Source organism: Mesorhizobium sp. M0761 (assembly GCF_040320205.1).
Classification (GTDB): Bacteria; Pseudomonadota; Alphaproteobacteria; order Rhizobiales; family Rhizobiaceae; genus Mesorhizobium.
The window spans coordinates 379,978-394,404 of record NZ_JAMYPF010000004.1; the positions used below are offsets into that span (position 1 = coordinate 379,978).

At 63.5% G+C, this 14,427-nt stretch carries 12 protein-coding genes, 1 tRNA gene and 1 pseudogene; 3 read left to right on the forward strand and 11 right to left on the reverse strand.

Annotated features, from left to right (window positions below; translation table 11 throughout):
- Nucleotides 1-84: 84 nt before the first annotated feature.
- Nucleotides 85-576, reverse strand: a complete 492-nt coding sequence (locus NKI32_RS09550; RefSeq protein ID WP_023693412.1) for a BA14K family protein — start codon at nucleotides 574-576, stop codon at nucleotides 85-87.
- Nucleotides 577-898: 322 nt separating this feature from the next.
- Between NKI32_RS09550 and NKI32_RS09555 the strand changes: the two genes are divergently transcribed.
- A tRNA-Lys gene (locus tag NKI32_RS09555) sits at nucleotides 899-974 on the forward strand.
- A gap of 47 nt (nucleotides 975-1,021) precedes the next feature.
- Here NKI32_RS09555 and NKI32_RS09560 read toward each other — a convergent pair.
- The 6 genes and pseudogenes from NKI32_RS09560 to NKI32_RS09585 form a co-directional block, all read right to left on the reverse strand.
- Nucleotides 1,022-2,083 carry an ABC transporter ATP-binding protein gene (locus tag NKI32_RS09560; protein ID WP_353002544.1) on the reverse strand — a complete coding sequence of 354 codons (1,062 nt, stop codon included), beginning with the start codon at nucleotides 2,081-2,083 and terminating at the stop codon, nucleotides 1,022-1,024.
- A 39-nt stretch (nucleotides 2,084-2,122) separates the two neighbouring features.
- Nucleotides 2,123-2,944, reverse strand: coding sequence for a carbohydrate ABC transporter permease (locus tag NKI32_RS09565; protein WP_023684659.1), 822 nt, complete (start codon nucleotides 2,942-2,944; stop codon nucleotides 2,123-2,125).
- Nucleotides 2,945-3,883, reverse strand: coding sequence for a carbohydrate ABC transporter permease (locus NKI32_RS09570; RefSeq protein WP_023693414.1), 939 nt, complete (start codon nucleotides 3,881-3,883; stop codon nucleotides 2,945-2,947). It lies immediately after the preceding gene.
- A pseudogene (locus tag NKI32_RS09575) lies at nucleotides 3,883-5,219 on the reverse strand (ABC transporter substrate-binding protein). The gene NKI32_RS09570 and the pseudogene NKI32_RS09575 overlap by 1 nt, the downstream one beginning before the upstream one ends.
- A gap of 63 nt (nucleotides 5,220-5,282) precedes the next feature.
- A complete protein-coding gene (locus NKI32_RS09580; RefSeq protein WP_023706209.1) occupies nucleotides 5,283-5,942 on the reverse strand; it encodes a GntR family transcriptional regulator in 660 nt (219 codons plus the stop codon).
- A 23-nt stretch (nucleotides 5,943-5,965) separates the two neighbouring features.
- Entirely contained in the window at nucleotides 5,966-6,850 is an 885-nt protein-coding gene (locus NKI32_RS09585; RefSeq protein ID WP_023754888.1) for a dihydrodipicolinate synthase family protein, read from the reverse strand.
- Nucleotides 6,851-7,108: 258 nt separating this feature from the next.
- On the opposite strand from NKI32_RS09585, the gene NKI32_RS09590 reads away from it, so the two are divergent.
- Nucleotides 7,109-8,251 (forward strand): hypothetical protein, encoded by a 1,143-nt coding sequence (locus NKI32_RS09590; protein ID WP_352462313.1) that lies wholly within the window; start codon nucleotides 7,109-7,111, stop codon nucleotides 8,249-8,251.
- A 216-nt stretch (nucleotides 8,252-8,467) separates the two neighbouring features.
- Here the strand turns inward: NKI32_RS09590 and dprA are convergent, their stop codons facing one another.
- The 4 genes from dprA to NKI32_RS09610 are packed head-to-tail and all read right to left on the reverse strand — an operon-like array spanning nucleotide 8,468 to nucleotide 12,498.
- Nucleotides 8,468-9,595 (reverse strand): DNA-processing protein DprA, encoded by a 1,128-nt coding sequence (dprA, locus tag NKI32_RS09595; RefSeq protein WP_353002545.1) that lies wholly within the window; start codon nucleotides 9,593-9,595, stop codon nucleotides 8,468-8,470.
- Nucleotides 9,592-10,197, reverse strand: a complete 606-nt coding sequence (gene plsY / locus NKI32_RS09600) for a glycerol-3-phosphate 1-O-acyltransferase PlsY (protein ID WP_023696534.1) — start codon at nucleotides 10,195-10,197, stop codon at nucleotides 9,592-9,594. Before plsY ends, dprA begins: the two co-directional genes overlap by 4 nt.
- Before the next feature lie 55 nt (nucleotides 10,198-10,252).
- Nucleotides 10,253-11,539, reverse strand: a complete 1,287-nt coding sequence (locus NKI32_RS09605) for a dihydroorotase (RefSeq protein ID WP_023706213.1) — start codon at nucleotides 11,537-11,539, stop codon at nucleotides 10,253-10,255.
- Nucleotides 11,536-12,498, reverse strand: coding sequence for an aspartate carbamoyltransferase catalytic subunit (locus NKI32_RS09610; protein ID WP_023684668.1), 963 nt, complete (start codon nucleotides 12,496-12,498; stop codon nucleotides 11,536-11,538). The genes NKI32_RS09605 and NKI32_RS09610 overlap by 4 nt, the downstream gene beginning before the upstream one ends.
- 197 nt (nucleotides 12,499-12,695) lie before the next feature.
- On the opposite strand from NKI32_RS09610, the gene NKI32_RS09615 reads away from it, so the two are divergent.
- Nucleotides 12,696-14,324 (forward strand): DNA alkylation response protein, encoded by a 1,629-nt coding sequence (locus tag NKI32_RS09615; RefSeq protein ID WP_023688598.1) that lies wholly within the window; start codon nucleotides 12,696-12,698, stop codon nucleotides 14,322-14,324.
- Nucleotides 14,325-14,427 lie beyond the last annotated feature (103 nt).

The window sequence follows — 14,427 nt, forward strand, 5'->3', positions numbered from 1 at the left end:
GCGCCCGTACCCAAGCAACCTACGGAACGGCCCGCGCCGTTGCCGGCGCGGGCTTTTCTACACAACACTTGGTACCAACTCAGCTCAATAGGGCGAATTGCACTGCCGACGCGGGCCGTAATTGGGCTGGAATGTGTTGTCCGAAGCGCGGTACGACCGATAGTGGTCGTAGCACCACTGCACATGCGCATCGCCGCGGTTGTTCTCGCTGTTGACGATCGCGCCGGTGATCAAGGCGCCGGTGGCGAAGGCAGCCAGCGGGAACCAGTAGTCGCCGTGACGGCGATAGCCGCGGTGATATTCGCGATAGCCGCGATGGCCATTCCAATAGCTGCCGCCATCATTGTTGCGCGAGAATTGGCGGCCTACGCGGAAATCGCGATTGCCGGAATTGCGGTTGCCATGGCGCATCCACCGCCAGTTGTCATGACGAGAATCGCCCACATTCACGATGTCGGACGAAGTTGCTGATGACTGGGGCACGAACATCTGGGCGGCATTGGCCGGCATAGCGGCGGCCGCGGCAAACGAAATTGACAGGGTGGTCGCCAGTAGACCCGTTGCGATCTTGTTCATGATCTTCTCCTTGAAGGGTGGTTGACGTCCCTTGTGAGACGAAAACGGCCCGCTCGTGCGATGGTTCCCACCAAAACAGTAAGTTGCTGATTTGTAATGTTTCTCGAATTTGGCGCGTGAGAAAAGGCGCGTTTCGCGCGCCAACAGATCGAAGCGGCGACCACGTTGCGGGAGCGGCTCACCGGGCTGGTGACGACGCAATTTGCGGCGCGTCGGGCGATGGCCGAAACCCCGGTGGAACGGCCATCTTTTTCCGGTTGACCGGTCGCGGCACTCTCCCTATGTTCCGCGCAATTTCGAGGGCGGCCTTTAGAGCCCGCGGGAGCGCGTAGCTCAGCCGGTAGAGCAACTGACTTTTAATCAGTAGGTCTCGGGTTCGAACCCCGACGCGCTCACCAGAAATATTTCGTGCGGAAGTTGCCCTGTCAGCAGCCCCCATCGCCCCCTACAATCGCCGCCCGGTCTTGACGTCGAACAGATGAGCGCAGGCGCGGTCGATCTCGATGCGCATCTGCTCGCCCTGTTTCAGTGCCAGCCGCTCGCGGAAAAGGCAGGAGATTTCTTCTCCGGCGCAGTCGACCCGGGCAAAGATTTCCGAACCCGTTGCTTCCAGAAGCACGATCGTGCCGGGGATTCCTTTGGCGGTCGTCGCTCGGATGTGTTCGGGGCGGATGCCGTAGATGAGGTCGCGGCCGGGTATGTTGGTCAGGTCGATGCCTTCTGGCAGCGGCAAGATCAGTCCACCGGCGCTGCGGAAAACGCCTTCCTCGACATGGCCGCGAATGAAATTCATCGCCGGCGAGCCGATGAAGCCGGCAACGAAGAGGTTGGCCGGGCGATCGTAGAGATCGAGCGGCGCGCCGATCTGCTCGACAAGGCCGTCATGCAGCACGACGATCTTGTCGGCCATGGTCATGGCCTCGATCTGGTCGTGCGTGACGTAGATGGTTGTGGTCCCGAGCCGCTGGTGCAGCGCCTTGATCTCGCCGCGCATCTGCACGCGCAATTTGGCGTCGAGATTGGACAGCGGCTCGTCGAACAGGAACACCTGCGGGTCGCGCACGATGGCGCGGCCCATGGCGACGCGCTGGCGCTGGCCGCCGGAAAGCTGACGCGGATAGCGGTCGAGCAGCTTGTCCAGGCCGAGAATGCTGGCGGCCCTGCCGACGCGGCCGGCGGTGTCGGCCGGATCGGCTTTCTTGATCTTCAGGGCAAAGCCCATATTGTCGGCCACCGTCATATGCGGATAGAGCGCGTAGTTCTGGAACACCATGGCGATGTTTCGGTCGCGCGCCCTGAGATTGTTGACGACGCGATCGCCAATGGCGATCCTGCCGCCCGAGATCGTTTCCAGTCCGGCAATCATGCGCAGCAGCGTCGACTTTCCGCAGCCCGACGGCCCGACCAGGATGACGAATTCGCCATCGGCGATGTCGACGCTGACATCGTGGATGATCTTGGCGGCTCCGAAAGCCTTCTGAACGTTGTTGATTGTTACCGATGCCATTGGATTTCTCCCGGAAATGAGTGATGTCGGGGCCGTGCCTCAGCCGCCCTTGACGGCGCCTGCGGTCAGCCCGGCGACGATCTGCCTTTGCGCGAACAGGGTCAGCACCAGCACCGGCAGCGTCACCACAAGTGCTGCGGCGGCGAGCGGACCCCAGCTCACCTGCTCGTAGGAAAGCATGTTGTAGACGGCGACCGGCAGCGTGCGAGTCTCGCGGCTGGCGAGCACAATGCCGAAGACGAAATTGTTCCATGAGAAGATGATCGACAGGATGAAGGCGACGACAATGCCCGGCTTGGCGATGGGCAAGGCGACCAGCCGGAACACCTGCCAGGAACTGGCGCCATCAATGTTGGCCGCTTCTTCCAGCTCCATCGGCGTGGTCTCGAAATAGCCGATCATCACCCAGACCACGATCGGCACCGTCACCACCAGATGGATGATAATCTGCGGCCACAGTGTGCCGAGAATGCCGACCCACTGGAACAGCAGGAACAGCGGAATGAGATAGGAAAGCCCCGGCGTCATGCGGGCGATCATGATGACCACCGCCGAGCGTTCGGCCTTGAGCCGCGCGATGCCATAGCCCGCCGGCACGCCGATCAGCAGCGCCAGCAACGTTGCCGTGCCCGTCACCAGAACCGAATTCCAGAAATAGAGCAGGAAATTGTTCTCCTCGAATACCTTCACATAGTTCGACCAGGCGAGATGTTCCGGGATCAGAATCGGCGGGTATGCACCGTTGTCGATCTCGAACTTCAGCGACAGCGAGACCATCCAGAGGAAGAACAGGATCGCCGGCGAGACGAAGACCAGAGCCGCGAAAAACAGCCCGATCCGGTTGAGCAGCCGTGAACTCATCTATTTGCCCTCCACCCCGATCCATTGGGAGCGCTGGCGCAGCATCAGCAGGATGAAGGACAGCGCGACGATGACGATGAAGAACACCACGGCCATGGCCGAGCCATAGCCGATGTCGTAGTAGGAGAAGGCGGTGTTGTAGAGATAGATGTTGATGGTTTCCGAGGCCGTGCCCGGTCCGCCCTGGGTCATGGCATAGATGATGTCAAAACTTTTCAGCGCATCGATGGTGCGGATGATCATCGCGATCATCAGGAACGGCGCGATCATCGGCAAGGTGAGATAGCGGAATTGCTGCCAGGCGTTGGCGCCATCGATCTCGGCGCTCTCGAAGGGCTCGCGCGGCACGGAGGCCAAGCCGCCCAGCACGATCAGCATCACCAGCGGCGTCCACTGCCATGTCTCGACCGCAACCAGGGACGGGATGACCGTCCTGGCATTAAAGATCCATTCCTGCGCCGGGATGCCGACCAGCGACAACAGATAGTTGAGCACGCCGAGCTGGGGATGGAACATCATCGTCCAGACCAGCGCCACGGCGACTGGCGTTGCCATCATCGGCATGACGAAGACGCCGCGCAACAGGCCGCGCAGCGGAAATTTGGCGTCGAAGATCAGCGCCGCGACAGTGCCGAGGAACATCGGCGCCGCAACCGAAAGCGCCGTGTAGGTCAGCGTATGGAAAAGCGATTCCCAGAAGCGTTGGTCGACGGCCAGCCGCAGGTAATTTTCCATCCCGGCAAAGCTTCGCGCCTGGCCGAGGGTCCAGCGGTTGACGCTCATCCACAGTGTGAAGGCCCAGGGAAAGACGATCACGGCGCCGACGACGACGAGCGCCGGGACGACGAAAGGCCAGTAGTTGGGAGCCAGCCGGATGGTCTGGCTCCCTTCGATGGCTTGCGTCGTCACCCCGGTGCGTTCTGGGGTGATGGCGGACATCAGCCTTGCTCGCTCCGGTCGAGCACCGGCTGGAACTGCTCGGTGGCCTTCTTCAGTTCCTCCGCCGGATCGGCGCCGGCGATCAGATTGGTCAGCGCCACGCCATAGATGTCGCGGAACTCGGTGACCGGAATGATGACCGGCAGCGACAGCCGGCTGACATTGCCCGAGCCGACCACGGCATCGAGCCAACTCGCCGGCATGGTGACGCCTTCGCGCACCTTGGGATTTTCCAGCACCGACTTGCGGAACGGCACGCCGGCACCCGCCTGCAGCAGGCGCGCGCCCATCGCGGGCGAAATCGCCCACTGGCAGAAGAGGTAGGCGGCCTCCTTCTTCTCGCTGGCGGCCGTCACGCCGAGGCCGTCGCCAAAGGTGCCGGCGGCATGCGCCTTAGGCCCCTTGGGCATGACGCCGTAGCCAACCTTGCCGACAACTCGTGACTTTTCCGGATTTTCCATTGGCGGGGCAAAGCCGACGCCATCGAACCACATCCCGATCTTGCCTTGCAGGAAGGCGGACTGGGCTTCGGCACAGTTGAATCCGGTGACGCCTGGAGGCGCCGACTTGGTCATCAGCCGCTGGTAGAGGCTGGCCGCCTCGACCGCCTCGGGCGAGGTCGTGCGCAGCTTGCCCTTGTCGTCGAGCGGCGTCATGTCGTAGCCGAGCATAAGCGACGTCCACACCGGCGTGTTGGCGTTCTTGAGGCCGCGGGCGACAAAGCCGTAGGTGTTGGTCGACGGGTCGGTCAGCGCTTCGGCGGCCGCCACCAGTTGCTCGAAGGTTTCAGGGTATTTGAGGCCCTTGGCCTCGAACAATTCCTTGTTCCAGTAGACGATCCAGTAGTCGACTGAGAAAGCAGCGAGCGCAACACGCCCTGGCCGTCCTTGGCAAACAGCATGCCGGCATCGGCGAAATCGGTTTCCACCAGCGCAGGATCGGTCAGGGTCGGGTCAGCGAGATAGCCTGATATGTCGGCCAGCCAGTCGCCCTTTTCGAACTGGCGCTTCTGCACGTGGTAGCTCAGATGCACGACGTCGAAGCTCGGTTTGCCGGAGCTCAGTTCGATCACCGTCTTCTGGCGCTGCTGCTGTTCAGGCGTCGCTTCGGCATTGACCTTGATCCCGGTCAGTTCCTCGAACTCGGCGATGTATTTTATCAGCGTGTCGCTGCGCGGGCTTTTCACCAGATTGACGTCAAGCGTCGTTCCCGCAAAGCGCTTCCAGTCGACGCCGGCGGCAAAGCTTGGGCGAACGCCCGCAAAGCCGGCGGCGGCAAGCGCCGCGGTTCCCTGAAGCAGTTGCCTCCTGGTTGGGTTGAACAGATTGGACGACATGTCTTCCTCCCGGTTGTTGTCGTTGTCGATTGCATCGCGGACCGCGGTGCGGCTCAGGTTTCCTCAGATCTGCAGCGCCAGCCGGCGCGCCTTGTCGATATGCAGACTGATCGCCTCGACCGCCTTCCCTGGATCGCGGCTCTCCATGGCTTCGATCACCGCCAGGTGCTCGCGCATCACCGGCACGACGCGCCCGTCGATACGGAACCGCTCCTGGTGGATCAGGCGGATCTTCACCGAATTGACCAGATAGGCCTTGGCGATGATCTCGTTGCCCAGCGCATCGATGAACGTGTCGTGCATGGCCCAGTCGATGGTCTGCGCCTTGGCCTCCATCTCCGGCGTCGGGGTCTGCGCCAGCGCCTGGGCATGCATGTCCTCATGCTCGCGCCGCAAGCGGGCAAGCTCGGCATCGGAGGCGCTGACCGTAAACAGCGCCACCGCTTCACGCTCCATGAACAGGCGGAACTGAAAGGCCTCGCGGATCAGGCTGATATCTATATGGGCGATCTGCATGCCGCGCTGCGGAATGGTCGTCAGCAGTCCTTCCGCCTCGAGACGCGGCACGATCTCGCGAATGGCGCCGAGCGGCAGTCCGGTGAAGGCAACCAGCTCACGTTGCGACACGAACTGGCCTGGCTTGAAGTCGCGCGCCAGCAAATGCCGCGTGAAGCTGGCATAGGCCTTCTCCCTGAGGGTGGTCGGTTCGTTGCCGTCTTCCATTTCGGCGCGCTTCCCTTTGCCGGTCAGGCCGGTTCCCTGGCAAACAAGCTGTCATAGGCTGAGGCAAGCTGCTGCTGCCCTTGCAACGCGATCGGCTCCAGCGGCGGACGGACCGCCAGCCAGCGCTCGTCGCCGGTCTTGCGCGCCACCATCACCTTTACCGCCGGGGTGACCGGATATTTGAGCAATTCGAGCACAAAACTCTCGACGCGAGGATCGTCGCGCCCGTCCTCGGCCATGGCGCGGATTTCGCCCGGGACGAAATTGGCCATGCCCGAGATTGCGCCTTGAGCACCCAGTCGCACCGCACGCGCCAGATGCCTTTCATCGCCGATCAGGATCACCAGATCGCCATGGGCGGCAAGCAGCGCCTCGCTGTAGCTCCAATTTCCACCGGAATCCTTCACCCCGGCGACCACGTCGGGAAAAGCAGTGCGCAACCGGCCGATCAGGCCAAGCGAAAGCTGCACCATGGTAACCGAAGGGATGTTGTAGAGCAGCACGTCACGGGCGAGGGGGCCGAGCGCGGCAAAGACGGCGGAGAACCAGCCGAAAAGACCGTCCTCGCCGACATTCTTGAAGTAGCTTGGCGGGGCCAGCAGAATGTTTCGGGCGCCGCGCTGCAAGGCATGCTGTGCCTGTTCGGCGGCGTCTTCGGCGGCGCCGACCAGCACGCCGGCAACGAGTTGATGCGGCAGGATTCCAGCAGCCAGCATGGCTTCGGTCACCGACCGCCGCTCCGTCGTGCCCACCGATGCGCCTTCCCCTGTGGTGCCGAAAAGCGTCACGCTGCCGCAACCCTGCGCCAGGCAACTTTTGGCCTGAGCGATCATGGGGGCGGTGGCTATCTGCCCGCGGGCATCGAAAGGCGTGGCGAGAGCGGCCGAAAGGCCAAAGCGTGATGTCACCGGAAGGTCTCCGAAGCAGGTATGTATGTTGTGCTAGCACACTAACATGTTAGTCGTAAATTGGGGTGGTGCGCTTTTTTAACAGCGGAGGGCCCCCACCTTTTTTATCGAGAGGTTCACGGGTTCAAGCCATGGCGGATCGAGACCATTGGCGAAACAGCAGGATGGTCCAGTGTTCGGGCGCGGAGCGGCAGCTCCAACCTTGTCCCCATCCCAGTCGATGGCTAAACTCAGCCTTTCCCAGGGGAGGGTTCTGACATGACACTTCAGCTTTCGGCGGATGCTGTCGCTCCTAAGGCGGCGGCGCCTCAAAAGTACCTCTTCGGCCGGGTCGCCGATTTCCTCATGCTGGGCGGCAGCGCCTTTCTCATCCTGCCGGTGCTGTTTCTCGTTCCGCTCGAATATGAAGGTCCGGTGGCCGCAACGATGGTCTTCGTGGCCTATCTCGTGAACTATCCCCACTTCGCCCACTCCTACCAGCTCTTCTACCGCAATTTCGGGCGCAAGGTGACGGGCGACGGCTACGACAGGAGCTTGCAGCTCCGCTACATCTTCGCGGGCATTGTCGTGCCCCTGGTCATGGCCGGGTTCTTTGCCTATGGCGCCGCGGCGGCGAACACGCGCCTGCTCGGCTATGCCACCAACGCCATGTTCTTTTTTGTCGGTTGGCACTACGTCAAGCAGGGCTACGGCATGCTGATGGTGGATGCGGTGCTGAAGCGCAAATTCTTCGACGACCGCGACAAGAAGGTGCTGCTGGTCAACTCCTATGCCGTGTGGATCCTGGCGTGGCTGCAGACGAATACGGCGGTCACCCAGGGCAAATATTATGGCCTGGACTATTACACATTCGCGGCCCCTTCCTGGGTCACCAGAATCGCCATGCTGGCGGCCGTTGCGTCGACGGCGGCCACGCTGTTGATGCTGGTCAATCGTTGGCGGAAGAACGGCGGCGGCCTGCCCTATAACGGTTTGGTGGCCTATGTGGCGTCGCTCTATCTCTGGATCTTGATTGCGCGCGTAAACCCGCTTTGGCTGCTGATCGTGCCCGCGCTCCACTCGCTGCAGTATCTCGCCGTGGTCTGGCGCTACCAGACGAACGTCGAGCGAGACAGTTCCGATGCCGAAGGCGATCCGCAGCCGAAAATCCTGTCCTTTCTTGGCCCCCTCTACAGGTTTCGGCTCCTCGGCTTCATCGTCGGCGGCACGGCCCTTGGCTATCTCGGCTTCTGGCTGATCCCATCCGCGCTGACGGCTTTGATTCCCTATGACAGGCAAGTGCTGGGGTCATCGCTGTTCTTCTTCATCGTGCTCATCTTCATCAATGTGCACCATTATTTTCTCGACAATGTGATGTGGCGCCGTGGCAATCCGGAGGTATCGAAGTATCTGTTCCGCTGACTGATGCGCAGACTGTCGAGCCCGGTTTTCGTCAGCTGTCGAGTATGCCATCGCGAGCGTGATCGTCAGTGCAACGGAGAGCCCTGGAATGGCGGAGTTCTTTCCGAGAGCCGCCTGGAAAGTACCCTGCGGTGGCATCTGTACCGGCGTTGGCGACGCCGGCGTGGCCCTCGACGCGTGAGTTGCGGCCGACGTGCGGCGGGATCGGCTGGAACGTCACGTAACCAATGAGACATTGCCGCGGGCATGGCGCTCGATGCGGCCTGCAAGGTCGAGTTCCAGCAGCACCATGGAGACTTGCGCGGCGTTGAGGCCGGTGTGGCGGATGATCTCGTCCACGCCCACCGGCGTTGGGCCCAGCACCTCGATCACGCCGCTGCGTTCGTCCTCACCGGGCGGGGGAGTTGCCGAAAAATCGGGTGCCTTTTCTGGCGGCGCAATGCTTCGCGTTCGCGTGCCCGCCAATGGTGCGATCGCACCGGAAACATCGGCCGCCTCGGTGACCAGGGTGGCGCCGTCCTTGAGCAGGCCGTTGGAGCCGGCGCAGCGCGGATCGAGCGGCGAACCCGGTACGGCAAAGACCAGCCGGCCCATCTCGCCGGCCAGGCGCGCGCTGATCAGCGAGCCGGAGCGTTGCGCAGCTTCGATGACCACCAGTCCGAGGGCGGCGCCCGCGACAAGCCGGTTACGGCGCGGAAAATCCTGCGCCCGCGGCTGCCAGCCGAACGGCATTTCCGAAATAACGGCGCCGCCACGCTCGGCAATGTCTTCGCACAAGCCGATATTTTCGGGCGGGTAGGGGACATCGAGCCCACCGGCCAGCACACCCACTGTACCAGTCGAGAGACTGCCCTGGTGTGCTGCCGTGTCGATGCCGCGCGCCAGGCCGGAAACGATGACGTAGCCGTCGCGGCCAAGATCCGCCGCCAGCATGCGCGCCATCTTGATGCCGGCGAGCGACGCGTTGCGGGCGCCGACGATGGCCACCGCCGGCAGGCGAAAGACGGCTGCCTCGCCCTTCACGGCAATCAGTGGCGGCGGATTGTCCATGTTTTTCAGCATCGGCGGGTAGTCGGCCTCGCCGATGCCGACGAAGCGGGCGCCGTTTTCACTGGCTGCGTCGAGTTCCGCTTCGGCTTCCTCCACGGAAGGAATGCGCATGATCCTTTTGGCTCCGCCCGAAATCATCAGCTCGGGCAGCATCTCCAACGCCGCCTCCGCCGAACCAAAGCGGTTGATCAATTCGCGAAACGAGGCCGGGCCGACATTTTGTGTGCGGATCAGCCGCAGCCAGCTCAGCCGCTGCCGGTCGCTGAGGCGCGGCCCGGCGGCGGGCTTGCTCAACCCTTGGCTCCGATCTTGCCTTCGGTGCCGGCAAGAAGGCGCGAAATGTTGGCGCGATGTTTGAAGATGACGATCAGGCTCATCACCAGGAACAGCCCGGCGGTCTCAGGTGTGCTCCAGAAATAAAGCGCGATCGGCACGATGACCGCCGCCGTCAGCGCTGCCAGCGAGGAATAGCGAAACAGAAAAGCCATCGCCAGCCAGACGACGATAAAGATCAGCGCCACATGCCAGCCGAGCGCGATCAGCACGCCGAGATAGGTCGCCACGCCCTTGCCGCCCTTGAAACCGAGCCAGACCGGAAACAGATGGCCAAGGAAGGCGCCAAGGCCCGCCCAGAGTCCAAGGCCGGCCCACAGTCCGTAGTCGTGTCCAAAATGGCGCGCGATCATCACCGCCGCCGTACCCTTCAACGCGTCGAGCACCAACGTCGCGGCGGCGAGGCCCTTGTTGCCGGTGCGCAGAACGTTGGTGGCGCCGATATTGCCGGAGCCGATTTTGCGCACATCGCCGAGGCCGGCGGCGCGGGTGATCAAGAGGCCGAAGGGAATCGAGCCGAGGAGATAGCCGAACAGCAATGCCAGGATAACGTTGTAACTCATTGTTTCCCCCGCATTTCCCCAGCAGAATATCGGTCGGCGACGTAGCGCGATCGCTCTAGCTCGAAAACACTGTGCGGCCCGCCACCAGCGTTTGCAAGACCATGCCTTGCAGCCGCGCACCTTCGAAGCAGGTGTTTTTCGAGCGCGAGCGGATGCCGCTTTCACTGACGATCCAGGGTTCTTCGAGGTCGATCAGCGCAAGATCGGCCGGCGCTCCCGGCTTCAGCGTGCCGCCCGGCAGGCCGAACAGCCTTGCTGGTGCGGTGGACAGTGTTTCGACCAGCCGAAGCAGCGGCACGTCGCCATTGTGGTAGAGCCGAAGCGCTGCTCCAAGCAGCGTCTCCAGCCCGATCGCGCCGGCAGCTGCATCGGCGAAGGGAAGGCGCTTGGTGTCGACATCCTGCGGGTCGTGCGAGGAGACGATGATGTCGATCGTGCCGTCCTTGACCGCCTCGATCATGGCCAGCCGGTCTTCCTCCGCGCGCAAAGGCGGCGTCAGCCGGAAGAAGGTGCGGTATTCCCCGACATCGTTCTCGTTCAGCGACAGATTGTGGATCGCCACGCCCGCCGTGACATTGGCCTTGTCGGCTTTCGCGCGCGTCATCGCTTGCGCTGCCATCGCCGTCGAGATCTTGGCCGCGTGGTAGGCGCCGCGCGTCAGCCGTGCCAGCGCCAGGTCGCGCTCCAGCGGGATGGACTCGGCCTCGCGCGGAATGCCGGCAAGGCCGAGCCAGCTGGCATACAGGCCTTCATTCATCACACCTGCCGAAGCGAGGTCGCCATCCTGTGTCTCATGTGCGATGACGCCACCGAAATCGCGGGCATAGGTGAGAGCCCGGCGCATCACCAGTGCGCTGGATATTGTGTGCCGCCCATCGGTGAAGGCGACCGCACCGGCCTCGCGCAACAGGCCGAATTCGGTCATCTCGCGACCGGCGAGGCCTTTGGTGATCGCCGCCGCCGGAAAGATGTTGACGCTTGCCGTGTCCCGGGCGGTGCGCAGCACGAATTCGACCAGCGCGACATTGTCGATCACCGGGTCGGTGTCGGGCATCATAACGACGGAGGTGACGCCGCCGGCCGCCGCCGCAACGCTTGCCGAAGCGATGGTCTCGCGATGTTCGCCGCCCGGTTCGCCGATGAAGACGCGCGCGTCGATCAGGCCGGGAATGATCGCCTTGCCGGCGCAGTCGACCACGGTGGCTCCCGCCGGCAGGCCCTGGTTCAGGGCAGCCTTGCCGGCGGCAACGATCTTTTTCCCTTCGACGATGACGGTGCCGACCTCGTCGATGCCGCGTGACGGGTCGACGATGCGGGCGCGCTCAAAGACCGTCGTGCTCATGCCACCCGGCCCTCGTTGCGGCGCGGGTCGAGCAGCGCTTCCATCACCGCCATGCGCACGGCGACACCCATCTCGACCTGTTCCTGGATGACGCTTTGGGGACCGTCGGCGATTTCGGACGCAATCTCGACGCCGCGGTTCATCGGACCGGGATGCATCACCAGCGCGCCGTCCTTGGCGGCCTTCAGCTTTTCGGCATCGAGGCCGAAATAGCGAAAATATTCGCGCACCGAAGGCACGAAGGCGCCTTCCATCCGCTCACGCTGCAGGCGCAGCATCATCACCACGTCGGCGCCCTTGAGGCCCTCGGCCATCGAGCGCGAGACGATGACGCCCATTTTCTCGATGCCGGTGGGCAGCAGCGTCGACGGCGCCACGACCCGCACCTGCGCGCCAAGCGCGTTCAAGAGCATGATGTTGGAACGCGCGACGCGCGAATGCAGGATGTCGCCGCAGATCGCTACGATCAGTTTCGACAGCGGCCCCTTGGCGCGGCGGATGGTCAGCGCGTCGAGCAGCGCCTGCGTCGGGTGTTCATGCGCGCCGTCGCCGGCATTGACCACCGAGCAGCCGACCTTCTGCGCCAAAAGAGCAGCGGCGCCCGCAGACTGGTGGCGGATGATCAGGATGTCGGGGCGCATGGCGTTCAGAGTCATGGCCGTGTCGATCAGCGTCTCGCCCTTCTTCACCGAAGAGCTCGCCACCGACATGTTCATGACGTCGGCGCCGAGCCGTTTCCCGGCCAGTTCGAACGACGACTGCGTGCGCGTCGAGGCTTCGTAGAAGAGGTTGATCTGGGTGCGGCCGCGCAGCGTCGAGGTCTTCTTTTCGGACTGCCGCGAAATGGCGACGGCGCGATCGGCCCGGTCGAGCAGAAGCTCGATGTCACCGGGGGAAAGATCGCGGATGCCCAGAAGATGGCGGTGAGGATAAAGCGGCAGGGACGAAGCGTCGGTCATCTCAAGGCGCTGCTATAGGGGGGAGAATTCCTTGCCGCAAGCGTCAGCTTGGCATTGCGGCCTTTCTCCCCGGTATTTTCGTCGCGCGCGCCGCCTGCCTTGGGCTATATCTAGCCGATTGCTTCGGATTCGAAGCCTCGTGATGATAAGTGCCTTTCTAGCGTTAGAAGGCCCTTCTACTTTCAGAAGGATTGGGCGTGACCGACGACGTGACCAACCAGCCGCCGCCGCTGACGGGCGGCAACGCCTGGCGGGGCGATCCGTTGCTGATCCAGCTTGCCGAGCGTTTTTCCGATCCGGTGCGCAAGGACCTCGACGGGCTTGGCCGGTTCGTCCTGACGCAGGAGGCGCAGGAGCTGGCGCGCCTCGCTAATGTCGAGACGCCGAAGCTCCGCACGCATGACCGTCAGGGCCGGCGCATCGACCTCGTCGAATTCCATCCGGCCTATCATGCGCTGATGCGCCGCTCGGTTGCCGGCGGCCTGCATTCCTCGATCTGGGAAAACGGCGATAGCGAGATCGGCCGTCGCCATCAGGTGCGCGCCGCGCGTTTCTACCTGACCGCCGAACTCGAGACCGGGCATCTCTGCCCCATCACCATGACCAGCGCTTCGCTGGCCGCCCTGATGGCCAGCCCAAAGCTGTTTCGCGAATGGGCGCCGCGCGTGACGACGCGCAAATACGACCAGAGTCAGAAGCCGCCGGTCGACAAGACCGGGCTGACGCTCGGCATGGGCATGACCGAAAAGCAGGGCGGCACCGACGTGCGCGCCAACACCACACGGGCCGAACGCGCCGGCAGCGGCTTTTATCGCCTCACCGGCCACAAATGGTTCATGTCGGCGCCGATGTCGGACGCTTTTCTCGTGCTTGGACAGGCGCCTGAAGGGCTTTCCTGCTTTCTCGTCCCGCGCATCCTCGGCGACGGTTCCGGCAACGGCTTCCGCTTTCAGCGGCTGAAGGACAAGCTCGGCAACCGCTCCAACGCCTCATCGGAGGTAGAGTTCGTCAACGCCATCGGCGAGATGGTCGGCGAGCCCGGCGCCGGCATAAAGACGATCATGGACATGGTCACGCTGACCCGGCTCGACTGCGCCGTCGCCTCGTCGGCAATCATGCGGGCGGGGCTGGCTGAGGCCGTGCATCACGCCCGTCATCGCCAGGTGGCCGGCTCGACGCTGATCGAACAGCCGCTGATGCAGCGCGTGCTGGCGGACATGGCGCTCGATGTCGCCGCCGCCACGGCACTCTCGTTCCGACTGGCGCGCTCCTTCGACGAGGCTGCCGGCGACCGCGGCGAGGCTGCTTTTGCCCGCGCCATGACCCCGGTGGTCAAATACTGGGTCTGCAAGATCGCGCCGCCACTGCTCTATGAGGCGATGGAGTGCCTCGGCGGCAATGGCTATGTCGAGGAAGCGCCGCTCGCCCGCTACTACCGCGAAGCCCCGGTCAATGCGATCTGGGAGGGCTCAGGCAATGTCATGGCGCTCGACGTGCTGCGCGTGCTCGGCCGCGCGCCCGGCCTGTTCGAGGAGGTGCTGGCCGGCATCGACCGCGATCTCGGCGCCGGCGGACGCGGAACCATTGGCGTGCTCAAGGCGGCCATGCAGGTCGCCGGCACCGATGAGGGGTCGGCCCGCCTGCTGACCGAACAGCTGGCGCTGTCGGCGGCAGCTGCGGAATTGCGCCGGCTGGGGGCAGGGCGGATTGCGGACGCCTTCGTCGAGACGCGGCTCGCCGGCCAGTGGCGCAACACCTATGGCATGCTCGATTCGCGCCACGATGCGCGCATGATCGTCGACACGCTCTATCCGCCGGTGAATTGAGGGCCTTCCGCCAGGCCTCGAACGAATTTGCCTGCCTGTGGAAAGCCGTTAACCTTAACGAATGGTTTCCGTTGCAGCCGCAGGCCGCAGACCCCACTGTCTT